Here is a 24949-nt window from a genome sequence, read left to right on the forward strand (position 1 = left end):
CGCGCGAACGCGCGGTGGCCGGCGACACACTTACGCTGCGAGCGCGCCCTTCGCCTTCTCGGTCAGCGCGGCAAAACCCGCCGCGTCGTGCACGGCGATGTCCGCCAGCACCTTGCGGTCGAGGGTGATGCCGGCCTTCAGGAGGCCGTTCATGAAGCGGCTGTAGCTCATGCCGTTGATGCGGGCCGCCGCGTTGATGCGGACGATCCACAGCGAGCGGAAATTGCGCTTCTTCTGCTTGCGACCGATATAGGCGTACTGCAGGGCCTTGGTGACGGCCTGCTTGGCAACGCGGAACACCTTGCGGCGCGCGTTGTAGTAACCCTTGGCCTGCTTGAGGACCTTCTTGTGACGGCGGCGCGCCTGCACGCCACGCTTTACTCGTGCCATTGTTCAGTCCTCCTCAGAGATACGGCAGCATGCGATCGAGACGACCGCTGTCGCACGCAGGAATGTGGTTCGTCTGACGGAGGTTGCGCTTCCGCTTCGTCGCCTTCTTCGTGAGGATATGGCTACGGTTCGCGTGGCCTGCCTTGTACTTGCCGGACGCGGTCTTCCTGAAGCGCTTGGCCGCGCCCCGGTGCGTCTTGATCTTGGGCATTGCTGGGATCCCTGTTTGGTTTCTGTCACTGGCCCGGGCGGTGGCTTGCGCCACGCTTTCCGTCCTGCCCCTGCCGGTCTTAGGCCCTGGAATCCACTGCGGATCCAGGACGGGTCCATCCGGTACGCCGCCAAAACGGCACACCGAGCCGCGCATTATGCACGGACTCGGGTCCCTGGGGCAATCACCGGGTTCAAGCGCCCTTCCCGCGTGGCGCGGCGGGAAGGGTGTCGCGTCACGCGCCGCTGGCGCGCGGCCTCACTTCTTCTTCGGCGCGATCATCATGACCATCTGCCGGCCTTCGAGGCGCGGCCTGGACTCGATGACGATGTCCTCGCCGAGGTCGGTCTCGATCCGGTTGGCCATCTCGCGGCCCAACTCCTGGTGGCTCATCTCGCGGCCACGGAAACGGATGTTGACCTTGATCTTGTCGCCTTCCTCGAGGAACCCGCGCATCTTGCGCAGCTTGATCTGGTAGTCGCCCTCGTCGGTCACCGGACGGAACTTGACTTCCTTGATCTCGACCTGGCGGGTCTTCTTCTTGGCTTCGTTCGCCTTCTTCTGCGTCTCGAACTTGAACTTGCCGAAGTCCATGACCTTGCACACAGGCGGATCGGCATTGGGCTGGATCTCGACGAGGTCGAGTCCTTCCTCTTCGGCCATGGCGATGGCCTCGTCGCGCGAAAGCACGCCGATCATCTCGCCGTCCGAACCGATCACGCGCACGCGGGGCACGCGGATTTCGCCGTTCCTTCTATTCTGCTTGTCAGGTGTGCTGATGTTGCAATCTCCGTGGGTGAACACTACCGGGCAGGACCCGGATCCCGGGCCCCATGGCGCCTGCCATCTGGCGGGCGCGGGGATACATGATACTCAGCAAGGGGCCCGTTCTGCATGCACGCGGGCGATGAAGTCCGAAAGCGGCATGCTGCCCAGGTCCTCCCCCGCCAGGGTGCGCACGGCTACCGCCTGGAGCTCCTTCTCGCGGTCCCCCACCACCAGCAGGTACGGCACCCGCTGCATCGTGTGCTCGCGGATCTTGTAGCCGACCTTCTCGTTGCGCAGGTCGGACTCGACCCGAAGACCTTGATTGACAAGGGTTTTCCTGACCTCTTCGACCCAGTCGGCCTGGGCGTCGGTGATGTTCATCACCACCGCCTGCACCGGGGCCAGCCACGCCGGGAAGCTGCCTGCGTGGTGCTCGATCAGGATGCCGATGAAGCGCTCCATGGAGCCGACGATGGCGCGGTGCAGCATGACCGGCGTCTGTTTCTGGCTGTTCTCGTCGACGTATTCGGCGCCCAGGCGGCCCGGCATCATGAAATCCACCTGCATCGTGCCCAGCTGCCAGGTGCGGCCGATGGCGTCCTTCAGGTGGTACTCGATCTTCGGGCCGTAGAACGCGCCCTCGCCCGGCAGCTCCGTCCACTCCACCCCGGCCGACCGCAGCGCGGAGCGCAGCGCCGTCTCGGCCTTGTCCCAGGTGGCGTCGTCGCCCAGCCGCGAATCGGGACGCAGGGCCAGCTTCACCTGCACCTCCTCGAAGCCGAAGTCGGCGTAGACCTTCATGGCCTGGGCGTGGAACGCGGTCACCTCGGACTCGATCTGGCCCTCGGTGCAGAACACGTGGCCGTCGTCCTGGGTGAAGCCGCGCACTCGCAGGATGCCGTGCAGCGCGCCCGAGGGCTCGTTGCGGTGGCAGGCGCCGAACTCGCCGTAGCGGATCGGCAGGTCGCGGTAGCTGTGCAGGCCCTGGTTGAACACCTGCACGTGGCCCGGGCAGTTCATGGGCTTCACCGCGTAGGTCCGCTTCTCGGACTCGGTGAAGAACATGTTCTCCTTGTAGTTGTCCCAGTGACCGGACTTCTGCCACAGGCTCACGTCCAGCACCTGCGGGCAGCGCACCTCGCCGTAGCCGCTGCTGCGATACACGCCGCGCATGTACTGCTCCACCACCTGCCAGATCGCCCAGCCCTTGGGGTGCCAGAACACCAGGCCCGGCGCCTCTTCCTGCAGGTGGAACAGCTCCTGCTGCTTGCCGATGCGGCGGTGGTCGCGCTTCTCGGCTTCCTCGATGCGCTGCACGTAGGCCTTGAGCTGCTTGGCATCGGCCCAGGCGGTGCCGTAGATGCGCTGCAGCTGCTCGTTCTTGGAGTCGCCGCGCCAGTAGGCGCCGGACACGCGCGTCAGCTTGAACGCCTTCAGGAAGCGCGTGTTGGGCACGTGCGGGCCGCGGCACATGTCCACGTATTCCTGGTGGTGGTACAGGCCCATGGCCGTGACCTCCGGGCCCAGGCCCTCGATCAGGCGCAGCTTGTAGTCCTCGCCGCGGGCCTGGAACTCCGCCACCACCTCGTCGCGCGGGGTCATGCGCTTGATGACGTCGTACTCGGTGTCGATCAGCTCGCGCATGCGCGCTTCGATCGCGGCCATGTCGTCGGGCGTAAAGGGCTGCGCGCGCCAGATGTCGTAGTAGAAGCCGTCCTCGATCACCGGCCCGATCACCATCTTGGCGTCGGGGTACAGCTGCTTGACCGCGTGGCCCACCAGGTGCGCGCAGGAGTGGCGGATGATCTCCACGCCCTCGGCGTCCTTGGGGGTGAGGATCTGCAGGCTGGCGTCCTGGTCGATGAGGTCGGACGCGTCGACCTGGCGGCCGTCGACCTTGCCGGCCACGGTGGCCTTGGCCAGACCGGGGCCGATGGACTGCGCGACCTCCATGACGGAGACGGGGTGATCGAACTCGCGGCGGCTGCCGTCGGGGAGCGTGATGGTGATCATGTATGGGCTGCTGGCTGGGCGGTCGGCAAGGGCTGCGGGCCGCGGACAAGAAAAAAGCGCCACGCGGGCGCCTTCCGGAATCGGCCGCGGGCGGGGATCAGCGGTGGGCGGTGGTAGTGCTCATGTCGCACGCTCGGCCGGCGTTGCCGCGGGCCACCTTTGCGCCAAGGGGTGTGGCGCCCGATTCTAAAACAAATCGTGCGCGTCGGCGCCCGGCTAACCGGAATGCCCGGCGGGGCGGATGACATCGACGTCGACGCGGGCTGACCGCTGCCCGGCAAGCCGCGCCGCCCCCGCGGGATCGCTCGCGTCCATCGCGGCTGCGGCACCATGGCCTGTCGGGGCCGGGGCATGCGCCGCCGTGACGCCGGGCGGCAGCCCGGAACCGGGCGGCGCGCCTTGCCCAGACCCCGGCGACAGCGCGTTGAGCGCGTTGTAGGCGGAGAACTGCCCGAGCACGCCGTTGAAGAACACCGCAGCCATCGGCGGTGCGCTCACGATGAGCATGGTCAAGATCAGCCCCATTCCGCCCTGCTGCATCGCCATCGCGGTCAGACTCTCCTGGCTGGCACCGGTGGTCCAGCCGGCGACCCAGAATGCAATGCCGACCGCGATCACCATGTCGAGCGCGAGCGTCACCATCACCGTGAGCAGCGCCAGCGAGAACAGGGTGCCGATGCCGTAGTAGAGCCATTTCGTGAACAGCTGCTGCGTTGCGCGGAACAACAGGCACAGGATGAAGATCGGCCCCAACCCGACCACCAGCGCGATCGCCACCTTGTTGAGCAGCATGGTTGCCGCCGCCATGATCGCAGGCCCGCCGAGGCCGACGCCGGTAAACCACAACGCTCGATCCTTTCGCTTGTCAGTCAGCAGGTCATCGCCGGAATCAACCGAATCGATCGCAGCCAACGCCACCTGCATGATGGCCAGCGTCCGGTCGATGTCCTCATACGGCCCGCCGTCACGCTCGCCCGTTATTGTTTCGGCGACGACTTCGGTCAGGCCATGCGTGAGCGTGCGGTAGGTCGACCCCGAGCCGGCGGCAGCCCCGGTGGCAATTGCGATCACCAGCACCGCCTTCAGCGCATCGGTGACCAGCGCCATCATCGGCTCGCGTGACTGACCGGTGGCGATCCGGTAGCCATGCACCAGTATCCAGAGCGTCAAAAGGCTCAGCGCTGCGGTGCCCACCACACGCAGCACGCGTCCCAACAGGTTGCCTGCGAATTCACTGATCTCGTCGTCGAGGAAGCTGCTGATCTCATGGAAGAAGATCATGTTGGGGAGACCGGCCTGGACCTGCATCCAGTCGATCCCTCCCATGACGAAGCGCAGCGTGTCTTCCATGGCCATTGTTGTCGTACCTGCTCAGCGCTCGCGCAGGCGCGCTGCGCGCAAGGCGACCTTGAGCGCAGCGCCCTGGATGAGCTCATCGGTGCCCGGGTTCCTGAAGCTCTTGTTGGCCGCCCGCACCTGGTCGGCCTGCAACGTCCGCAGGGTTGCGTCATACGCACCCAGCAACGTCTCGGCGTTCTGTACGTCGTTCTGCAGCTGCCCCTGGATGGCAAGGATGCGGTTCGTATTGGACGCCAGCTTGCCCTGCTCGTCCGCGCCGATGCCCGCGCGCTCCGCATAGGTGGCACGCAGCTCCCCGTCGCGTGCCTCGACATCTTCGAGCATCGCCACCATTGCGTTGAACCTGCGGTTCTCGGTGTTGACGATCGCGCTGCAATACATGTGCTGCTCGACGCCAGAGGGATTGTTGCGCGGCTCGCTGCCGCAGCGGTCGGCCAGACCATCGTCCAGCCCGCGCTGGGCGAACTGTTCGCGATGCCCGGGGTTGCCTTGGTAGGCTGCGCCGGCCACAAGCGCCTGCTGGTACTGCTTGTCCAGCGTGCTCAACTGGTCGATCTGGCTCTGGTAGTCCTGCCACATCTGCTGGTACTGCGCGATCCAGCCGAGGATGGTCTTGATGGTATGCGGCACATCGAATACCGCGACCTGAGCGTTTGCCGGGCCTGCGGCTAGCACGCCCGCCATCAGCAGGCCTGCTGCCCACCGCACGGGCCTCACCGCAGCCCCGTTTCCACGCCTGCCGACTTCCTTGTCGTCCATGTCCAGCTCCTTGGGTTGATACATGTGTCCAATGTGAATCAGGGCACCACCAATACGCCCTGACTGCCTCGAGACATGGCGCGCACACCTTCGCGTCCGGTTCCGCGCCTCTCAGCCTGGAACGCGCTGAGCCATTGCCCGGGGTGAAGAGCGTCAGTCGCGACGCCTTCGGCGTGAGCACGTTCGGCCAGCACCCGGTGCATCACTTCGATGTTGTCGGTCGATGCCGAAATCACCGCAAGCGCATCGTCGAGACCATTGAGATCCAGACGGCAGACGCTTGAAGCGTGCCCTTGCTTGACCAGGAAGCACCTCGATCGTTCGTCGAGCGACAGCACCACCCGGAACTCGGCTTCGGTCAGCTTCAGGCCATCGACGTAATCGGAGCGCTTGGCGTTCGGGTTGGGCAGCAGGATCAGGGTCGCCGTCTGTTCGACAAGCGCGGCAGCAATGTCGCTGGACAGCGCATCTTCCGGGCTCTGAGTCGCAAAGATCCCCAGGCCATTCTGCTTGCGGATGGTCTTCTGCTTGTTGCGCGCGAAATCCTTGAGCGCGCCGCCACCGTCGAGGATCTTCCAGAACTCGTCCATCACATAGATCAGCCGGCGTCCGTCGATCAGCCCCTCGAGGCGGTGCAGCAGGTAGCGCACCACCGGCACCCTCACCTCGGGGTTGTCGACGACATCCGTGTAATCGAACCCGATGATGTTGGCGCGTGAGAGATCGACGGTATCGACCGGATTGTCGAACACCCAGCCCAGGCTGTGGCCGGCGGTCCACTTCCGCAAGCGCGCGTAGAGGCCGTCATCCCCCATATTGGGCAGGCTCTTCTGGAAGTTGGTCATGCTTCGCAGCGCCGGCGGCGTGTCAAGAATGCCCTCCACCGCGCGATGGATGTCCTCGTCCTCGCGCGCGGTGTACGAGGGCTTGCCGGCGAGGATCCTGGCCAGTTCGGCGAGGAACTGCACGTTTCCTTCCGTGCGCTCGCATTGGAACGGATTGAACCCGGTGGCGCGGCCGTTCTCCAGCGCCAGGTAGTTTCCGCCACATGCCCGCACGAAGATCTCGGAGCCACGATCCTTGTCGAAGAAGAAGATCGTCGGCGACGGATCCAGCTTCTGCACTTGGCTGAGCAGGAAGTTGACGAGCGCGGTCTTCCCCGTCCCGGACTTGCCGATGATCATGGTGTTTCCGAGGGCTTTCTCGCCGCGCGAATCCTCACCGCCATGGGTGGCGTGGAAGTTGAAGAAGTACGGCTGGCCGTTGGTCGCCTGCAGGGTGGTCACGCACTCGCCCCACGGGTTCCTGGACTGCTTTCCGCTGGCGAAGTTGTGCAGGGGCGAAAGGCCGAGGAAATTCAGCGAGCTGACGTTGGCGAGTCGTGTGCGATATCGCCAGTTGCCGGGCAGCTGCGCATAGAACGCCGACGCTATTGCCAGGTCTTCCTTGGCCGAAACGAATCCCGCATTCGAAAGTTCCGCGCGCGCGGCAGCGATGTTGTGCGAGAGCGCTTCCTGGCTGGCGGCGTGCAAGGCAAGCGAGAAGTGGAACTCGCCCAGGACGAAGTTGCCGGAAGCCAGCTGGTCCATCGCATGGTCGAGCTCGGCGATCTGGCTGACCGCCTTGTCCCCGGAAGACACCATCATGCCTTTGGTGCGATCGAGCACGCGAAGCGCATCCTGACGTCCCATCGGGCTGAACGACTGCGTCATGACGTACTCGAAGTCGAGGTACTTCAAGCCATTGAGGATCCCGGGCCAGGTGGCCTCGGAATACTCCTTGATGTTGAGGATGGCCCCGTAATCATGGCGCCCGCACGGGGTGGCCACCACGAAGTCGCCTGTCCTGGCCGAGAACGTGTGGCGGCTCACCGGCAGGTAGTCGCCTATCGGCGCGGCGAGTACCGGCACCGGCTCGTCAAGCCGGTTGACGATGTAGCCGTAAAGCTCAAGAACCTCGGAGAACAGCACGCCGTTCCCCGCTTCGTACATGCCCAGGCGTCGCGGCGCGTAGTCCACCAGCACCGCCTCGACATTGCCTGCCAGCTCCTGCAGCCGCGCCACGGCCTGCTCCTGCTCCGCCCGTAGTCGACCCAGGTCCGAGCTGCGCTCCGACATCCGCCGACCAGTGACCAGCGGCCTATACAGCATGCTGAGGTACAACTCGTTCTGCATCGCGTCCTGTTCGGACAGCCTCGCGAAGTAGGCGTCGGACAAGTCCTGGTTGAATGCCTGCGCGAATCGCCCGCCGCCCTTGATCGCACGCTTGCGGCGGATGTCGTGTGCCCAGAAGGCGACATTGCTGAAATCCGGCGCGCGCAGCGACTGCAACAGCCGATTGAACGTGGCATGGCGATGCTCCAGGTCCCACGCCTCGCGGCCGACGAACGGCAGGCCAGCAAGGCGCCACGCCACCAGAAAGTCGCCGCCTGTGGTCTTCACCACCGTGGGCGACACGTGCGACGAGAGGGGAACAAAGTCGCCCACCGCCGCATCCGCCACGGCGTTCATCCGGACGCTCCGCGCGAACGATATCTGTTCGGCGCAAACGACCACGCGCCGTCGCGAAGTCCAAGGTTGCGCACGCTGGTGCGCATGCGCCAGCGCAGCCCCAGCATGCGGAACACCATCTCGTCGCGGCGCGCCATCTGCCGCATCGCGAACACCACCACCGGCAGCGTGACGAGAAGAAGCAGGTTCACGTACACCGCAAGCAGCAGGCATGCCCCGGCGCCGATGAAGAACGGCACGTATGGGACGCCCAGGAACATGGCGGGGCGGGTGCAACCGCGGAAGAGCACGTCCCTACGCATGCGACACCGGCAGCACCGCCCCGAGCATCGCCGTGCATTCGCCGGCCTCCGGGCCGAGCAGCATCCTCGCGATCTGCGCAGCCGCGCCGATCAGCAGCCCGCCGATCAGGATCGGCGCGACGTCGGCGATGCGCTTGTGCGCGAACGCGATCTGATAGCCGGCGAAGATGATGGCGATCGTCACTACAGCGATCGATGCCATATTGAGAAGGCCGTTGACGTTCTCGAAGAAGCCGCAGACCTTGGTGTCCGCTCCCCCAAAGCCCTGCGCAAGTGCCAGGTACGGCGCCGACGCCAGCACCGCGATCGTGGTGATGGAAACGTGACGGCGCATGCCGAAGTAATGTTGGTGTCCCCTGCCTTCCTTGCGTGCGTTCATGATGCATCCCTGCGTTGGTGATGGATTCCCGCCATCCCGGCGGGAGTGATTTTCAGAACACGAATGCGGTGTCGCGCTCCGCTGCTGGTGCCGCGTCATCCCGGGTTTCGTTGCCGCGTCCAGTCGCGGTGGTGCTGACCGTCGGGACGAATGGTTCGGTTTCCGTGTGGTGGAGGGCGGTCTGTACAGCCGGCGCCAGCGTCGGCGTTGTCTGTGCGGTCGCAACCGGCTGCGGCCCTGCGCCATGCACGTCCAGGGCGGGAACTCCTCTCCGACCGACCAGGCTTCCACTGCCTCCATCAGCGCGCTGGTCGCGTCTTGCCTTCCACTGTCGCGCAGGCGCTCCAGCCCGGGCGATCGCGACCGCGTCGACGTTGCCGTCTCCGCGCGCGATCGAGGCACGGATCTTCTGCACGTAACCGTCGCGAAAGCCGGTGCTGAAGTTTCCGGAGTAGTAGCAGCTGAACGCCTTGTCCCAGTCGCCACCGGCACGCATATGGCAGTCGGCGAGGATACGGGAGCCGGCGGCCAGGTTCGGGCAAGGGTCGAATGCAAGCTCGTAATTGCCAAGCCCCTGCTTCACCAGGTTATGGAGATTCACTTGCGCCAGCCCGAGCGAGAAATTGAAGCCGTCGCGTTCCAGCTGCCTTGCAGTCGCGACAGCCTCGGCCAGGTTGCGCGGCTGTCGTGCCAGGCGCGTACCGACCACGCCGATGGCGTAGGGGTTGTAGGACGACTCCACCCGCACGATGTGATGCATGACCTCGGCCGGCACGGCAAGATCCTGGCACGCAAGCGCTTCGATCCCCGGAATCAGATTCGCCCCCTGGTGACGCGCGCATCGGCTCGAAATCGATACCCGTGACATGCCGCCGCCCGCCGCGCGCGCTGATGTGGACGAGGATGTCGATGGTCGACATCAGCAGGCGCCGGATGGTGGCGAACTCCAGCCCCGCCCCCTCGGGCGAGCCTTTGACCATGAGTGCGAGCTGGTCCCAGGCCTGCGCCGTGCTCCCGGCGTGGCAGCTGGTAATGGAGCCGGGATGTCCGGACGCGCAGTTGCGTATGAAGTAGAAGGCTTCGTCGCCACGCAGCTCCGCAAGGATGATCCGGTCGGGCTTCATACGCAGGCAGGCTTCCATGCAGCCTTTGGCGGTGACGTTGGCCGTGCCTTGCCCGCCCTTGGAATACAACAGGTGGACGACGTTCGGCTGACTGATGAACAGCTCCCGGGCATCCTCGATGGTGACCAGGCGCTCGTCCGCGTCGATGTGTTCGACCAGGGATTTCATGAACGTGGTCTTGCCACTCCCGGTGGCGCCCGCAACCACGATGTTCTTGCGCTGCTGGACGGCGCACCGGAAGAAATCGATGTAGCGACCCGCGGCGCGCAGCGACAGAAGCTCGCGGTCGCCGGCGTCGAGGGCGTCCGCGGCCGGCTGCACCGCGTCGAAGAACCCGTCCGCCTCGTACGCGTCCAGGCTGCGTGCCTGCCGCGACGGGAGGCGGATGGTGATCGACACCTTGCCGGCGTCACAAGCCGGCGGCACCACGAACTGCGCTCGCTGGCCGGTCGGGAACGTCAGCGAGACCACGGGATCGGCATCCGTGATGCGCTGGCCGGTATCACTTTCGTTGACCACCGCGGTGCAGAACTGGCGGGCGCGCTCGAACGTGAGCCCCGGGACTTCGACGCGCTGCCAAGCGCCACGCGCCTCGAGCCAGACCTCTCCCGGGCGGTTGATGCAGATCTCGGTGACGTCGGGCGACGCCATGTACCCGAGAATTCCCAGCACCTCGTACTGGTAGTCGAGGAAGCCACTGCGCGGCCCGCCACGCACGCAATCGCGCTGCGCACCAAGCGATGAGCTGCCGTCGGCCATCACAGCTGCGCCACCACGGCGGAGAAGTCGACATCACGGGCCACATAGACGTTGACCACCGTGCCGTGCTGGATGGTCACCGTCGGCGGCCTGCGGCTGTCGAGTGCCTGGTTTGCGAGCCGCTCCATGGTGCGCCCGGTCGCGCTCTCGTACGGAGACTGCACGACCACGCCAGCTGGACCGATGGTGGACGATGACGGTCCCTCTTCGGCGGCCGCGTACTTGAACGCATCGCTCAACAGGCTGATCAACAACGCCGATGCGACCCGGCTGCCCCAATGCGCGCTGTAGTGACCCGGATGCCCGGCTCCGCCAAGATTGTCCACCCCGGGGCTCGACATCGCGACATCAAGCCCGCTGGGCGTGGTGATCCGGTCCCAGACCACCGCCACGCGTGGGCCCGTCGGCTCCATGTCGTAACGTCCCAGCACCTTCGAACCGCGCGGCAGCAATAGTTGCCGGCCGTTGATCGAATACACGGGCTCGGTCACCACGCATGAGGTGAACCCGGATATGTCGGTGATGATGCGCGTCTCGAGCACGCAGCGGATGTAGGTGCCGCGGACCAGGAGCGCGTCGGGCCGGGCGATGTATCGGGCACGGGTCGTGGACGTGGAATCGGGTTCGACATGAGCGGGCTCCGCAGTCGGGAGGCCCGCGAGCATGGCCTGCATGTACGCGTCCGGGCCCTTCGGCACCGCGTCACCTTCGCCGGACTGCATCCGCCTTTCGCGCAGTGACGGACCGTCGGGGCGCGCGGGAATCGCGAAGCTGGGCAATGCCGTCGGCCGCTGCTCTATCGGAACAGGCAGCACTGGAATGGGAACGGCCGGCATTGTCGGCATTGCCACGGTTGCTCGCTCGCGTGATGGATCAGTTCTCGGCAATTCGGGGATGACAAGCGCCTGCTCACGCGGCTCGGCGGGCACGTCTCCTTCGCCACCGATCGCGCGCAGCATCCACACGATCGCAAGCACGAGCAGCAGTACGATGCCTGCGAGGAATCCCAGCGCCTTGCGATTGAGGCGCCGGAGGTCCTCGGTTCGCAGCACCGGGGCCGCCGAGTCGAGGTCCGGCCCCGCCTGGCGCGCCGCATAGTGGCCTGATCGTCCGTCGGCAGGGGAAAAATCACGCTCGCTCATCGCGGGTTCCTCCTCAGGCCGACGATACTGCGCCCGTGGCGGACCACGAGATATGGATAGGTGCCGTGCACCACCACCGTGCTGCCGTCGACTGTGGTGTTGACGACGAAGTCCTCACCATCCTCGCGCTCGCGTCCGAACACCACCGGAAAACTGCCGGTCGGCAACCTGGCCTGATCACCCATCTGCAGGTAGGTGAAGCTGCCATCGTCGTAGACATTGGCGGGCACCAGCCAAGCCTGGCCTCGCCGCACGGCATAGTCGTAGTCGAAGTTGTACTCACGCCCCTTGTCGAGCGCGACGCTCAAGCCCTGGGTAGGTGATTCCTCGATCGGCGCCTTGAAGCTGGCGTCCGCCGGATAGCGGAACGCGATCTTGTACTGCACGCCAGCACGGCGCGCCTGCTCCAGCGATGTCCAGTCGCTTGCAACGACTTTCAGCTCGAAGATGTATGCATGCGACTTCGTGCGCACCAGCATGTTGGTGTCGACGTCGACATCGCGTGGCCGCAGATAGAACACGTTGCCGCGCCGGGTCAGGTCCCAGCCGCTGCTGAAGCCGGTGCTGTAATCGAGGATTTCCTCGGCAGGATCGAGCTCGATCTGGGTGGCGATTCCGAGCGCGGCGCGAACCGCGTAGACCTGATCTGGCTGGTACTCGTAGACGTCGACATGCTGCGCGCGCGCGGGCGGCCCCGTGAGCAAGCCGTACAGCAGCATGCCGCCCATGGTCATGGACAGGGTCCTGGTCATGGGCTCGCCTCCTGGTTCTCATCTGCCACAGCGCCAGCGTCGGCACTGTCATCCACCGCTGCATCGGCGGCGGGCTCAAAGACTGCGTGCGTTGGCTCCGACTCGGCGGGCGGCAAGGCGGCATAGTCGTTGTCGACGCGGTAACTCGTGACCTGGAATCCGAGGGGGTTCTCGAGACGGTCGGGCTCTTCCATCTTCAGCGCCAGGTTGTAGGTGAAGCCGAGCGTCGCGATACGGCTGTCCAGTGGCCGGGTCGCACCGGACGACTTGTCGTAGACGCTGCGCTGGAAGCGCACCGTGGCGCCACCGGGATGTCCATCCGCACCATCGATCAGCTGGATGCTGAGGATCCGCACCCGGATGGCGCGCGTCCGCCCAAGCGTGTTGAACGGGCTGCGGGGATTGTTGGCGGCGTGGAGTGCGGCGTACTCGCGCCCGACTTCCGGGACCGTCATCGCGTGCACGGCCCGCCAGTCGCGCAGATTCATCATCGCCACGTCATACGATTCACGCAGGCCCACGAAGCGGGCCACGTTGGCCCGGTTGATGGCTTCGCTGGCGGTCACCGCACGGTGCCGGAAGTCGTCATCGAGGCGGGCAATGGTGGCGTTCCCGCTGTAGGCATCGGCCATCACCAGGAACGGCACCCGCTCCTTCAGCGGCATGATTCGGACATATCCGGCGCCCAGCACGAGCGCGGTGATAGCCGCTACCAGCGCGACCAGCCATGCACGACGTTCACTGCGCCGCGCAAGGTCGGCGATGGTGACCTCATAGTTTGTCGCCCTGGCGATCGCTTCCTCGATCGCCGGAGACGCCTGCTTCCTTCCGAACATGATGCAATCCGTGCAAGGTTCGTGTGAGTTGGTTTTATTGCCTCGCGATCAACCCGGGTCTCCTTCCCGTGCTGTCACCACCAGTCGATCGCCGTCGACCGCCACCAGCACCTGTTGCGCGGCGTAGATCTCGCTCAACTGGGCGGCCGCATCCTCGATGCGCTGCGCGCGCAACGCCTGCACCGGAAGGTGCAGCGTGAAATCGGCATGGTGCCGATAATCGAGCGTGAACTGCGTGTCGCGTGCCCAGCGCACCAGCAGGCTGCGCAGCGTGCGATCCAGCGGAGACGCCTGGAACACGTACGCACCGCGCAATGGGATGGCGTGCGTCGTTGCGGCGTAGCGGTTGACCGGCTGCCAGCGGCCGCGGACGTCGGGCACTTCGCGCGCCGCGCAACCGCCGAGCATCAACGCCACGAGGGCGGCACCGCAGTACCCGATCACGTCATCCTTGACGTCCATGCCCCCCTCCCCGGCGACAAGCTTGAATGTAGAGGCCGGAACGATCCTTGTCCTCGGCCGTGAAACTCCGTGTGTGTCGTGGCCCCCTGGCTACGACACGTGCGCTGCGTTACTCCACATGCGCCATGACTCGAAGCTAAACGTCGCGCGTGAACGGGTCAATACGCGGACGTACGCATTTCTGTGATGGCGTCGAGAGAACGGACAAATCCCATGCACAGTTGTGCACAAATCCGATGCGCGTCAGACGGAGATGTGCGCGATGCGGCCCATGCACGGACACCAGCAGCGTGCCGATTCCCGTTTCCGCGGCTACAGCCGTCATGCGCACGTCCTATCATTCCGTCCATGCACCTGCCTCTTCGACCTCCGGCCCTGATCGCCGCGCTACTCGTTACCCTCCTCGCCACCGCCGCCTGCACCGGCCCCACCACACGGACAGGGTCGCTACCTGCCGTCCATGCGCCGGCTGCCATGTCCAGCGGCGACGCACTGCTGCTCGTCTCCATCGACGGCCTGCATCCTGACCGCCTCAACGCAGCCGACTCCCCCAACCTGGTCCGCCTCGCCGCCAACGGCGTGCAGGCGCGCTGGATGACGCCCTCCTACCCGTCGCTCACCTTCCCCAACCACTACACCATCGCCACCGGGCTGCGGCCCGACCGGCACGGCATCGTCCACAACTCCATGCACGATGCCGCGCTCGGCACGTTCCGCCTGTCCGACCGCGACGCGGTGGGTGCCAGCGGCTGGTGGGGCGGCGAGCCGATCTGGGTGGGCGCCGAGAACGCCGGCCTGCGCACCGCCACCATGTTCTGGCCCGGCTCCGAGGCCGAGGTGGCCGGCGTGCGGCCCACGCGCTGGCATGTGTATGACGAGTCCGCCTCCGCCGCCCAGCGCGCGGCCACCGTAGCCGGCTGGCTGCTGGAGCCGGACGCCACGCGCCCGCGCCTGGCCACGCTGTACTTCCACGATGTCGACACCGCGGCCCACACCTACGGCCCGGGCTCCGCGGAGGCGCGCGCTGCGCTCGTAGGCGTCGATGCTGCCGTCGGCTGCCTGCTGGACGCGCTGCAGAGCAACGGGCGCCTTGGCCACACCAACATCGTGCTGGTCTCCGACCACGGCATGGCGGAGGTGCCGCCGGGTAACCAGCTGTCCATCGACGACCTGGTGACCATGGAGCAGGCGCGCGTGGTGAGCATCGGCCAGGTGATCCAGGTGCAGCCAAACCCCGGCTTCGAGTCCCAGGTGGAGGCGCGGCTGCTGGGCCGCCACGCGCACCACGAATGCTGGCGCCGCGGGGACGTGCCGGCGCGCTGGCACTACGGCACCCACCCGCGCGTGCCGGCGATCGTCTGCCAGATGGACGAGAACTGGGACGTGGTGCTCCCACGGGTCCTGGACGCGCGCGCACTCGGCGGCACGCGCGGCTCGCACGGCTACGACCCGGCGCTGCCGTCGATGCGCGCGGTGTTCATCGCCAGCGGTCCGGCGTTCCGTCGTGGCGCGGTGATCGATGCGATCGACAACGTCGACGTGTATCCGTTGCTGGCGCGGCTGCTGGGCATCGCGGCCGCCGACAACGACGGCGATCCCGAGGCGTTGCTGCCGGCCCTGGTGCCCGCCGTCGCGGGGCCCTGAACCGCGCCGGAAAGACGCCGGCCCTGATGTCCGAAAGCGGCGAGTCCGGCGCGCCGGGCGGTGCTAGCCTGCGTCCATGGCATCCCCCGCCCTCCCCGATGTGCAGGTCTGCGAGCAGGCGCGACGCAGCCGCGATCCGCGTTTCGACGGGCTGTTCTTCACCGCCGTGCACAGCACGCGCATCTATTGCCGGCCGGTGTGCCCGGCGCCGTTCGCAAAGCGGGTCAGCTACTTCGCGAATGCCGCGGCGGCGGAGACCGCCGGCTATCGCCCCTGCCTGCGCTGCCGGCCCGAGCTGTCCCCGCACGATGGCGCGTGGCGACGCGGTGATGCGGCGCTGGCGCGCGCGCTCACGCTTATCGACCAGGGTGCGCTTGCCGATGCACCGCTGGCCGCCTTGGCCGCGCGCGTCGGCATCGGCGAGCGGCAGCTGCGGCGGCTGTTCGTGGAGCGCCTCGGCGCGCCGCCGGTGGGCGTGCACGGCACGCGCCGGCTGCTCTTCGCCAAGCAGCTGCTGACCGAGACCGCGCTGCCGATCACCGACGTGGCGCTCGCGGCCGGGTTCGGCAGCCTGCGGCGCTTCAACACGACGTTCAAGGACGCCTACCGGATGGCGCCGCGCGACTTGCGCCGCCAGCCCGGTGCGGCGCGCAACACCGGCGGCGATTCACTGGTGCTGCGCCTCGGCTACCGGCCGCCCTACGACTTCGCCGCAATGCTCGCGTTCCTGCGCGGGCGCGCGCTGCCGGGCGTGGAGGCCGTCGACGATGCGAGCTACGCGCGCGTCATCGCCGGCAGCAACGGCGGTCCGGACGGCTGGCTGCGCGTCAGTGCGTGGCCTGGCGGAGAACACGCGCTGAAGCTGGAGCTGCATGCGCCGCTGGCCGCGCGCCTGCTCGACATCGTGCAGCGTCTTCGGCGCATGTTCGACCTCGACGCCGACCCGCAGGCCATCGCCACCACGCTGTCCGCCGATCCGCGCCTGCGACCGCTGCTGCGCGCGCATCCCGGGCTGCGCCTGCCGAGCGGCTGGGACGGGTTCGAGATCGCGGTGCGCGCGGTGCTCGGCCAGCAGGTGAGCGTGGCCGCGGCGCGCACGCTCGCCACGCGCATGGCGCGGCAGTTCGGTACCACGCTGGCCACGCCGTTCGCCAGCGGCCTCGAACACCTGTTCCCGACGCCGGAAGCGCTCTCCGATGCCGACCTCGCGGCCATCGGCCTGACGCGCGCACGCGCCGACACCGTGCGCGGCGTGGCGCGTGCGCTGCTCGACGGCCGCGTGGATTTCCGTCCCGAGCGCACGCTTGCGGACTTCACCGAACGCTGGGTCGCGCTGCCGGGCATCGGGCCGTGGACCGCCCAGTACATCGCCATGCGTGCGCTCGGCCATCCCGATGCGTTCCCGGCCGAAGACCTGGTGCTGCAGAAGGCCGCCGCGCCCGACGACGGGCGGTTCACCGCGAAGGCCCTCGGCCTGCGCGCCGAGGCGTGGCGGCCTTGGCGCGCCTACGCCGTCATCCATCTCTGGCGCGACGCGGCGGCAACGGCAACCGCGGCCAAGGCCCAGGTGTCCGCTCCCGCGCGCCGCCGCGCGCGTCCATCCATCGCAGAGGCTCCGCGCCCATGACACTCGTCTACCAGCACTTCGACACGCCGATCGGCGTGCTCACCCTCGCCGCGGACGACACCGGGCTGCAGCGCATCGACTTCCCGCCGCCCAGGCTGCCGCCCGCCGGTTCCGCATGGCGCGAAGGCAGCAACGCGGTGATCGCGGAGACCCGCAGGCAGCTGAAGGAATACTTCGCTGGCCGCCGGCGCAGCTTCGACCTGCCGCTGTCGCCGCAGGGCACGGAATTCCAGCGCAGCGTGTGGACCGAACTCGCCGCGATCCCCTACGGGCACACCTGGAGCTATCGCGACCTTGCGCAGCGCATCGGCAAGCCGAGCGCGATGCGCGCGGTGGGCGCCGCCAACGGCCGCAACCCGCTGCCGATCGTGCTGCCCTGCCATCGCGTGATCGGCGCCGACGGCTCCCTCACCGGCTTCGGCGGCGGGCTGCCGACCAAGGCGTTCCTGCTGAGGCTGGAAGGTGCCCTGCCGCCGGGCGATGACGACCTGTTCGCCGGCGGCGACACTGCCGCGTTGACGCGTTGACGCGCTGACGCGCTGACGCTCAGGCGAGCAGCCGCACCATCGCCTGGCGATAGCGGCCGGCCACTGCGTCGCGGTCGCGGTGGCGTCCTTCGGACACGAGCTTCACTCCCGCCACTTCGACCTCGCGCACGCAGGGCACGTTGCCGCTGAAGATCCAGCGGTCGGCGACATCCGATGCATTGGCCCCGGCGAAAATCGCAGCTTCGCCATCGAGCACGACATGGTCATCGCCGGCGTCGAAGCCGGTCGATTTCGCTGCGCTCGCCACCACGCCCTGCAGCAGCGTCTCGCCGACGCTGGTCGAATCCGCCGACACCGCGATGTTGCGGTGGCGGGTGTCCAGGCGCTGGCCGTACTCGAGCCAGCGCAGTTCCTCCACCGGCGACACCGAGATGTGCGAATCCGAGCCGATGCCCCAGCTGCCGCCGGCATCGAGGAAGTCGCGCAGCCGGAACAGGCCGTCGCCGAGGTTGGCTTCCGTCGTCGGGCAGATCGCGACCGTGGCGCCGCTGCTGGCGATGCCGGCGAGCTCGGCGTTGTCCAGGTGCGTGGCATGCACCAGCGTCCAGCGCGCGTCGACGTGGGCGTGGCCGAGCAGCCACTCCACCGGCCGCGCGTCGCGCAGCGCCAGGCAGTCCTGCACCTCGCCGACCTGCTCGGCGACGTGGATGTGGATGCGCGCATCCGCGGGCAGCGCGGCCAGGACCTCGCGCATCGCCGCTTCCGGCACCGCGCGCAGGCTGTGCAGCGCGCAGCCGATGCGCACGCTGTCGCCGGTGTGCGCGCGCAGGGCGTCGAACAGGCGCAGGTAGCTGTCGACGTCGTGCCCGAAGCGCCTCTGCCGTTCACCCAGCGCGTGGCCATCGAAGCCGCCGGTCATGTACAGCACCGGCAGCAGGGTGATGCGGATGCCGGTGTCGCGCGCCGCGGCAAGCAGCGCATCGGCCATCACCGTATGCGCCGCGTACGGACGGCCGTCGGGCTGGTGGTGCACGTAGTGGAACTCGCAGACGCTGCCGTAGCCGGCTTCCAGCATCTCGACGTACAGCTGCGAGGCGACGGCGTGCAGCAGGTCGGGATCGAAGCGCGCGGCCACCCGGTACATGGTTTCGCGCCAGGTCCAGAACGAATCCTCGGGATGCGTCTGGCGCTCGGCCATGCCGGCCATCGCACGCTGGAAGGCGTGCGAATGCAGGTTGGCGATCGCGGGTACGCGCCAGCCGCCGGCAACGGGCTGGACGAGCGACGGCAGTGGAGTGGCGGTGGCAGGCATGGCGGCGGGTGTGCGTCGGGAGTGCGCTAGGCTACCGCGTCGCCACCATGCCGACAGGCCCGCCATGCTCCGCGCTCCCGAACACCGTCCGGATGTCCAACATGCCTGAGCGCTGGGACGGGCTGCTACGCAACGCCACGCTCGCCACCCTGGACGGCGATGCCGGCTACGGCCTCGTGCATGACGGCGCGCTGGGCTGGCGCGACGGCCGCATCGTCTTCGCGGGCCCGGCTTCGGCGCTGCCAGGCGCGGCGGAAAGCCTCTCCGTTGAGGTGATCGACGCCGGCGGCGACCTGGTCACGCCCGCGCTGGTCGACTGCCACACCCACCTGGTGTTCGCCGGCGACCGCGCCGCGGAATTCGAGCAGCGGCTGATGGGCGCGAGCTACGAGGAGATCGCGCGTGCCGGCGGCGGCATCGTCTCCACGGTGCGCGCCACCCGCGCCGCCGACGAGGACGCGCTGCTCGCCGAGTCGCTGCCGCGGGCCCGCGCGCTGCTGCGCGACGGCGTGGCCACGCTCGAGATCAAGTCCGGCTACGGCCTGGACTTCGACAACGAACGCAAGATGCTGCGCGTCGCGCGCCGCATCGGCGACACGCTCGGCATCGGCGTGCGCACCACCTTCCTTGGCGCGCACGCGCTGCCACCCGAGTTCGCCGGCAATGCGGATGCCTACATCGATGCCGTGCTCGACTGGCTGCCGCGCCTCCACGCCGAGGGCCTGGTGGACGCGGTGGACGCGTTCTGCGAGCGCATCGCGTTCAGCGCCGCGCAGACGCGGCGCGTGTTCGAAGCGGCGCGCGCGCTCGGCCTGCCGGTGAAGCTGCACGCCGACCAGCTGAGCGACGGCGGCGGTGCGGCGCTGGCTGCGGAGTTCGGCGGATTGTCGGCCGACCACGTCGAACACACCTCCCCTGAAGGCGTGGCGGCAATGGCCACGGCCGGCACCGTCGCGGTCCTGCTGCCCGGCGCGTTCCACGTGCTGCGAGAGACCACGCTGCCGCCCATCGAAGCCTTCCGCGCTTCGCGCGTGGCGATGGCCGTGGCCACCGACTGCAACCCCGGCACCTCGCCGCTGCAGTCGCTGCGCCAGGCAATGCAGCTCGCCTGCACGCACTTCCGGCTGTCGCCCGAGGACGCGCTGCGCGGTGCCACGGTCAATGGCGCGAAGGCGCTGGGCCTCGACGATCGCGGCGTCCTGCGCGCCGGACTGCGCGCCGATTTCGTGCGCTGGCGCGTGCGCGAGCCCGCGGCACTCTGTTACTGGCTGGGCGGCGACCTCGCCGCCTCGGTCCACTGCGGCGGCCGCCGCGTCGCCTGACCCTGGAGACCCGAATGATCCACGTGCCGAGCCATGCCCTGCCCCGCTGCCTGCTCGCCATCGCGCTCGCCGCGCCCACGCTGGCGCTGGCCCAGTCCACCGACGCCGCGCGCGCGCTGGCGGCCGACGCGGTGATCGTCGACACCCACATCGATGCGCCCGGCATCCTCGTGGAGACCTGGGCCGACCTGGGCGTCAGCGCGCCGGACCGCGAGTTCGACTACCCGCGCGCCCGCGCTGGCGGCCTGGATGTCGCGTTCATGTCCATCTACACCTCTCCGCGCGAGGACGACGCCGGCAGCGCCTGGCAGTCGGCCAACGCGCAGATCGACGCCGTGGAGGCGCTGGCGGCGCGGCACCCGGACCGCTTCGCCATCGTCACCTCGCCGCGCGATGTCGAACAGCTGCGCCAAGGCGGCCGCGTGCTGCTGCCGCTGGGAATGGAGAACGGCGCGCCGATCGGCGACGACCTCGCGCAGGTCGCGTTTTTCCACGCCCGCGGCGTGCGCTACATCACCCTCGCGCACAGCGCCAACAACCGCATCAGCGATTCGTCCTACACGATCGAGAAAAAATGGGACGGGCTGAGCCCGTTCGGCCGCGAGGTGGTGGCCGAGATGAACCGCCTCGGGATGATGGTCGACGTATCGCACCTGTCCGATGCCGCCGTCGCGCAGGCGGTGGCGTTGAGCCGCGTGCCGGTGATTGCCAGCCATTCCGCGCTGCGCCACTTCACCCCGGGCTTCGAGCGCAACCTCAGCGACGAACTCGCGCTGGCGATCGCCAAGAAGGGCGGCGTGGTGCAGATTCCGTTCGGGATCGCCTTCGTCACCCCGGCAGCGGCGGCGAAGACCCAGGCGTACTTCCGCGCGTCCGACGCCTTCAACCGCGCCAATGCCGGGCGCGTGGCCGCAGGGCAGCCGCCGGCCGACCGCGCCGCGTTCGAAAAGGACTGGGAGGCCGCCAATCCGCCGATGGAGGCGCCGATCACCGACGTGCTCGACCAGATCGACTACGCGGTGAAATTGCTTGGCGTCGAACACGTCGGCATCGGCTCCGATTTCGACGGCGTCAGCGGCGAACTGCCCGAAGGCCTGCGTACCGTGGCCGACTACCCCAACCTGATTGCCGGCCTGCAGGCGCGCGGGCACTCGGACGATGACATCCGTGCGATCCTCGGCGGCAACCTGCTGCGCGCGTGGGCGCTGGTGGAGGCAGGGGCGGCGTCGCGCTGACGCGCCACGGGCCCTGAAACGAAGAAAGCCCCGCACGGGCGGGGCTTCTCTCGATCGCGCTGGAAGGGCGCGTTATTCCTTGGCGACGGTCTTCTTGGCCACGGCCTTCTTGGCCGGCGCCTTGGCAACAGTCTTGCTCGCGGCCTTCTTGGCGACCGGCGCGGCAGCCGTGCCGGCGGCCTTGGTGGTCACCTGGCTACGGGAATTGCCGTAGCTGGCGTTGAAGCGCTTGCCCTTGGCGGTCTTGCGGTCGCCCTTGCCCATGTGATGCTCCTGGAGGTTGTTCGATCCGGCGCGCGCATGCACGCCGCAGGGCGCGAATCCTAGCACGCATGCCGGTTTACGGCGCTGGAACGCTGCCGGCCGCGGCGTGTGTCAGGCGCAGGTTGACAAGGTGCGCCGCGGCCAGCAGCAGCCCACCGGACACCATCACCGCCGCGTGCGTGAAGCCGTGCGTGTGCAATGCGGTGAACGCGCCCGCCCAGACCAGACTCAGACCGGGGAGCAGCAGCGCCCAGGCCCGGAACGCCCTGTGGCGGCGGTAGCCCAGCGACAGCGTGGTCGCGCCGAGCAGCGAGGCGAACACCACGAACGCCTGGTCGATGTCCACCCAACCCACCACCGTGAAGCCGAACGCCGGCAGCAGGGCGAGCGCGACCGGCAACAGCGCGCAGTGGACGGCGCACAGGAATGACGCGGCAAGACCGAAGCGGTCTGCATTGCGGAGGGCGGTCGGTGAGGCCATGACTTCCGTAAGGGTTGCGTCAGAGATGAAATGTTATAACACTTCCCGCCGCCATCCAAGTCCAGGCTGTCCAATGCTCCCCCAGCGCTTCCGCCCGACCCCGCTCTGCCTCGCCCTCGCTTTCGCACTCGGCGGCCTGCCCGCCGTGGCCACGGCCGCCCAGGACGATCCCCGCCACGACGAACAAATCGCCGACCTCAGCGGCATCGTGGTGCGCGCCAACCCCCTCGCCCGCACCGCCGAAGACCTGGCGCGCCCGGTGGCGGTGCTGGCCGGCGAGCAGCTGGACGAGGCCAAGGCCGCCTCGCTGGGCGAGACCGTGTCACGGCTGCCGGGCGTGCAGTCGTCGTTCTTCGGTGCCGGTGTCGGCCGCCCGGTCATCCGTGGCCTCGAAGGCGCGCGTGTGCAGGTGCTGAGCGATGGCCTGTCGGCCGGCGACGTGTCCACGGTCAGCGCGGACCATGCGGTCAGCATCGAGCCGTTCCTCGCCAACCAGATCGAAGTGCTCAAGGGTCCGGCGACGCTGCTGTATGGCAGCGGCGCCATCGGTGGCGCAGTCAATGTGATCGACGGCCGCATCCCGGAAACGGCCACGTCGACGCCGCTCGAAGGCCGCGCCGAGCTGCGCGCCGGCAGCGTCAACGACGAGCGCACCGGCATGCTGCGCCTTGATGGCACCTCGGCATCGGGTCGGGTGGTGTTCCATTTCGACGCCCTGCACCGCGAGACCGGCGACTACGACATCCCCGGGTTCGCTGAACGTGCGGACCTGCACCACGATGACCACGACCACGACCACGACGTCGGACACGCGCCCGAGGACGCGGCCCGCGGCCAGCTGCCCAACAGCTTCGTGCGCACCGACAGCGGCGCGCTGGGCGTGTCGTACATCGGCGACGCCGGTTTCCTGGGCATTGGCCACAGCGTGTTCAACACGCGCTACGGCGTTCCGGGCCACAGCCACGCCGCGTCGGACGACCACGGCCACGCGCATGACCACGACGAATCCGAAACCGACACCCACGGCGCCGTGCACGTCGTGATGGACCAGCGCCGCAACGAGGTCCGCGGCGGCCTGGACGATATCGGCGCGTTCGAGAGCCTGCGCATCAAGCTGGCGCACACCGACTACACGCACACCGAGTACGAAGGCGACACGGTGGGCACGGTGTTCGACAACAGCACGCTGGAGGGCCGCGTGGAGCTGGTGCACCGCGCGATCGCCGGCTGGCAGGGCGCCGTCGGGCTGCAGTGGTCCGAGCGCGATTTCAGCGCGGTCGGCGACGAGGCGTTCGTGCCCGACTCCAATGCGCGCGACGCCGGCCTGTTCTGGATCGGCGAGCGAGATTTCGGCGCGTTCGGCGTCGAGCTCGGCCTGCGCCACGACCGCAACAGGATCGATGTGGCGGCGGTGGAAGCGATCGGCGCATCGCGTGATTTCGACGCCACCAGCGCATCGCTCGCCATGCGCTGGGACGTCTCGCGCGACCTGCATCTCTCGTTCGGACTGGACCGCGCGCAGCGCACGCCGACCGCCGAGGAGCTTTACTCCAGCGGCATGCACGTCGCCACGCAGAGCTTCGAATTCGGCAACCCGGATCTCGACCCCGAAACCGCGAACCGCGCCGAGATCGGCCTGCACTGGCACCACGGGCCGCTGCGGCTCGGCGCGTCCCTGTTCCAGGTGCGCTACGACGACTTCATCTACCTGGCCGACACCGGCCTGGAAGATGATGGCCTCGCCCTGCGCGCCTGGCACCAGGCCGACGCACGCTTCCACGGCGGCGAGGTCGAGGCGCAGTGGGACTTCGCCGAAACCGAGTACGGCGCATGGAGCCTGAGGTCGTTTGCCGACGTGGTGCGCGGGCGCCTTGACGGTGGCGCCAGCCGCCGATTCGACGCCAGCATCCCGCACGGCGACCACGAGCACGACTACACCGCCGAACTGGTGCCGGAAGGCAACCTGCCGCGCATCGCACCGCGCCGCCTCGGCAGCGAGCTGCGCTGGCAGGGCGCGCAGTGGCGGGCATCGCTGGGCGCGGTGCGTTACGCGGGCCAGGACCACGTGGCGCAGTTCGAGACCACGTCTCCCGGCTACACGCTGGTGCATGCCAGCGTCGCCTGGCACCGCGATGGCGCCAACGGCAACGCGATGGAGTTGTTCGTCGACGGCCGCAACCTGCTCGACGAGGAGGCACGCGTGCATACCTCGGTGCTGAAGGACCTGGCGCCCCTGGCCGGCCGCGGCGTGACCGCGGGCGTGCGCGTGTTCTTCTAGGTTTCTTCGCCGGCCAGGCACTGCGCGCAGGTGCCATGCACTTCGAGTGTCTGCGCGCGCGGCCGGAAGCCGAGCGCCAGCGCGCGATCGCGCAGCGCACCGACCACCTGCAGGTCCTCGAGTTCGATCGCTGCGTGGCAGCTGTCGCAGATCAGGAACGGCACCGAGTGCTGCGCCGTGCTGGGGTGGTGGCAGGCGACGAACGCATTCACCGACTGCAGCTTGTGGATGAAGCCGTTGGCCAGCAGGAAATCCAGCGCGCGGTAGACCGTGGGCGGCGCTGCGGCGCCCGGGCCCTTGCCATCGCGCACGCGGTCGAGCAGGTCGTAGGCCTTGATGGGCTGGCCGGCCTCGGCAATCAGGCCGAGCACATGGCCGCGGATCGGCGTCAGGCGCAGCCCGCGTTCACGGCACGCCTCCTCCACTGCGGCCACGAAGGCCTTGCCGTCGTGGACGTGGTGCGTGGGGTGCGTACAGGCGTGGACGTGTGCAGGCATGCAGCCATGATGGTGGCCATTGCGCGCCGACTCAA

24 protein-coding genes and 1 pseudogene are annotated in these 24949 nt (G+C 68.1%); 6 read left to right on the top strand and 19 right to left on the bottom strand.

Going from position 1 to position 24949, the window contains the following annotated elements; genetic code table 11:
- Positions 1-30: 30 nt before the first annotated feature.
- The 15 genes and pseudogenes from rplT to JGR64_RS09750 form a co-directional block, all read right to left on the bottom strand.
- Positions 31-390, bottom strand: coding sequence for a 50S ribosomal protein L20 (gene rplT / locus JGR64_RS09680; protein ID WP_182820419.1), 360 nt, complete (start codon positions 388-390; stop codon positions 31-33).
- Between the two features lie 13 nt (positions 391-403).
- Positions 404-601, bottom strand: coding sequence for a 50S ribosomal protein L35 (gene rpmI, locus JGR64_RS09685; protein WP_055249161.1), 198 nt, complete (start codon positions 599-601; stop codon positions 404-406).
- Positions 602-859: 258 nt separating this feature from the next.
- Positions 860-1405, bottom strand: a complete 546-nt coding sequence (infC, locus tag JGR64_RS09690; RefSeq protein ID WP_199373131.1) for a translation initiation factor IF-3 — start codon at positions 1403-1405, stop codon at positions 860-862.
- A 69-nt stretch (positions 1406-1474) separates the two neighbouring features.
- Positions 1475-3382 carry a threonine--tRNA ligase gene (gene thrS / locus JGR64_RS09695; protein WP_199373132.1) on the bottom strand — a complete coding sequence of 636 codons (1908 nt, stop codon included), beginning with the start codon at positions 3380-3382 and terminating at the stop codon, positions 1475-1477.
- 216 nt (positions 3383-3598) lie between these two features.
- Positions 3599-4732, bottom strand: coding sequence for a type IV secretion system protein (locus tag JGR64_RS09700; RefSeq protein ID WP_199373133.1), 1134 nt, complete (start codon positions 4730-4732; stop codon positions 3599-3601).
- 21 nt (positions 4733-4753) lie between these two features.
- Positions 4754-5500 carry a hypothetical protein gene (locus JGR64_RS09705; protein ID WP_199373134.1) on the bottom strand — a complete coding sequence of 249 codons (747 nt, stop codon included), beginning with the start codon at positions 5498-5500 and terminating at the stop codon, positions 4754-4756.
- A gap of 38 nt (positions 5501-5538) precedes the next feature.
- The gene (locus tag JGR64_RS09710) at positions 5539-8010 is read right to left on the bottom strand and encodes a VirB4 family type IV secretion/conjugal transfer ATPase (protein ID WP_199373135.1); all 2472 of its coding nucleotides are present in this window, start codon (positions 8008-8010) and stop codon (positions 5539-5541) included.
- Positions 8007-8312, bottom strand: coding sequence for a VirB3 family type IV secretion system protein (locus tag JGR64_RS09715; RefSeq protein ID WP_199373136.1), 306 nt, complete (start codon positions 8310-8312; stop codon positions 8007-8009). The genes JGR64_RS09710 and JGR64_RS09715 overlap by 4 nt, the downstream gene beginning before the upstream one ends.
- The gene (locus JGR64_RS09720) at positions 8305-8691 is read right to left on the bottom strand and encodes a TrbC/VirB2 family protein (RefSeq protein ID WP_199373137.1); all 387 of its coding nucleotides are present in this window, start codon (positions 8689-8691) and stop codon (positions 8305-8307) included. The genes JGR64_RS09715 and JGR64_RS09720 overlap by 8 nt, the downstream gene beginning before the upstream one ends.
- Positions 8692-8743: 52 nt before the next feature.
- Positions 8744-9496: a lytic transglycosylase domain-containing protein gene (locus JGR64_RS09725; protein WP_199373269.1), complete on the bottom strand. Its 753-nt coding sequence runs from the start codon at positions 9494-9496 to the stop codon at positions 8744-8746.
- 16 nt (positions 9497-9512) lie between these two features.
- Positions 9513-10574 (bottom strand): annotated as a pseudogene (gene virB11, locus JGR64_RS09730) (P-type DNA transfer ATPase VirB11); the annotation flags it as partial.
- Complete coding sequence (locus JGR64_RS09735) at positions 10574-11716, bottom strand: TrbI/VirB10 family protein (RefSeq protein WP_199373138.1); 1143 nt, start codon at positions 11714-11716, stop codon at positions 10574-10576. The pseudogene virB11 and the gene JGR64_RS09735, both read right to left, overlap by 1 nt.
- Positions 11713-12450 (bottom strand): TrbG/VirB9 family P-type conjugative transfer protein, encoded by a 738-nt coding sequence (locus tag JGR64_RS09740; RefSeq protein ID WP_233348175.1) that lies wholly within the window; start codon positions 12448-12450, stop codon positions 11713-11715. Before JGR64_RS09740 ends, JGR64_RS09735 begins: the two co-directional genes overlap by 4 nt.
- Before the next feature lie 14 nt (positions 12451-12464).
- Positions 12465-13304: a type IV secretion system protein gene (locus JGR64_RS09745; RefSeq protein WP_199373140.1), complete on the bottom strand. Its 840-nt coding sequence runs from the start codon at positions 13302-13304 to the stop codon at positions 12465-12467.
- Between the two features lie 48 nt (positions 13305-13352).
- Complete coding sequence (locus JGR64_RS09750) at positions 13353-13766, bottom strand: hypothetical protein (protein WP_199373141.1); 414 nt, start codon at positions 13764-13766, stop codon at positions 13353-13355.
- A gap of 474 nt (positions 13767-14240) precedes the next feature.
- Between JGR64_RS09750 and JGR64_RS09755 the strand changes: the two genes are divergently transcribed.
- The 3 genes from JGR64_RS09755 (at position 14241) to JGR64_RS09765 (ending at position 17564) form a co-directional block, all read left to right on the top strand.
- Positions 14241-15410 (top strand): alkaline phosphatase family protein, encoded by a 1170-nt coding sequence (locus JGR64_RS09755; RefSeq protein ID WP_233348050.1) that lies wholly within the window; start codon positions 14241-14243, stop codon positions 15408-15410.
- 76 nt (positions 15411-15486) lie between these two features.
- The gene (locus tag JGR64_RS09760; RefSeq protein WP_199373143.1) at positions 15487-17037 is read left to right on the top strand and encodes a DNA-3-methyladenine glycosylase 2; all 1551 of its coding nucleotides are present in this window, start codon (positions 15487-15489) and stop codon (positions 17035-17037) included.
- Positions 17034-17564 (top strand): methylated-DNA--[protein]-cysteine S-methyltransferase, encoded by a 531-nt coding sequence (locus JGR64_RS09765; protein WP_199373144.1) that lies wholly within the window; start codon positions 17034-17036, stop codon positions 17562-17564. The genes JGR64_RS09760 and JGR64_RS09765 overlap by 4 nt, the downstream gene beginning before the upstream one ends.
- A 19-nt stretch (positions 17565-17583) precedes the next feature.
- On the opposite strand, the gene JGR64_RS09770 is transcribed toward JGR64_RS09765, so the two are convergent.
- On the bottom strand, positions 17584-18837 hold the full coding sequence (locus JGR64_RS09770; protein ID WP_233348051.1) for a formimidoylglutamate deiminase: 1254 nt from the start codon (positions 18835-18837) through the stop codon (positions 17584-17586).
- Positions 18838-18938: 101 nt separating this feature from the next.
- Between JGR64_RS09770 and hutI the strand changes: the two genes are divergently transcribed.
- A complete protein-coding gene (hutI, locus tag JGR64_RS09775; protein ID WP_199373146.1) occupies positions 18939-20159 on the top strand; it encodes an imidazolonepropionase in 1221 nt (406 codons plus the stop codon).
- Between the two features lie 14 nt (positions 20160-20173).
- Complete coding sequence (locus JGR64_RS09780) at positions 20174-21394, top strand: dipeptidase (RefSeq protein ID WP_199373147.1); 1221 nt, start codon at positions 20174-20176, stop codon at positions 21392-21394.
- Positions 21395-21466: 72 nt separating this feature from the next.
- Here JGR64_RS09780 and JGR64_RS09785 read toward each other — a convergent pair whose 3' ends face one another.
- Both JGR64_RS09785 and JGR64_RS09790 read right to left on the bottom strand, forming a co-directional pair.
- Positions 21467-21700, bottom strand: a complete 234-nt coding sequence (locus JGR64_RS09785) for a 30S ribosomal protein THX (RefSeq protein ID WP_255531423.1) — start codon at positions 21698-21700, stop codon at positions 21467-21469.
- A gap of 34 nt (positions 21701-21734) precedes the next feature.
- A complete protein-coding gene (locus JGR64_RS09790) occupies positions 21735-22139 on the bottom strand; it encodes a MerC domain-containing protein (RefSeq protein WP_199373149.1) in 405 nt (134 codons plus the stop codon).
- A 73-nt stretch (positions 22140-22212) separates the two neighbouring features.
- On the opposite strand from JGR64_RS09790, the gene JGR64_RS09795 reads away from it, so the two are divergent.
- Positions 22213-24417 (top strand): TonB-dependent receptor, encoded by a 2205-nt coding sequence (locus tag JGR64_RS09795; protein WP_199373150.1) that lies wholly within the window; start codon positions 22213-22215, stop codon positions 24415-24417.
- Here the strand turns inward: JGR64_RS09795 and JGR64_RS09800 are convergent.
- Positions 24414-24914, bottom strand: a complete 501-nt coding sequence (locus tag JGR64_RS09800) for a transcriptional repressor (protein WP_199373151.1) — start codon at positions 24912-24914, stop codon at positions 24414-24416. The two genes, JGR64_RS09795 and JGR64_RS09800, sit on opposite strands and share 4 nt — an antisense overlap.
- Positions 24915-24949: the final 35 nt, after the last annotated feature.

This window comes from Luteimonas sp. MC1572, assembly GCF_016615815.1.
Classification (GTDB): domain Bacteria; phylum Pseudomonadota; class Gammaproteobacteria; order Xanthomonadales; family Xanthomonadaceae; genus Luteimonas.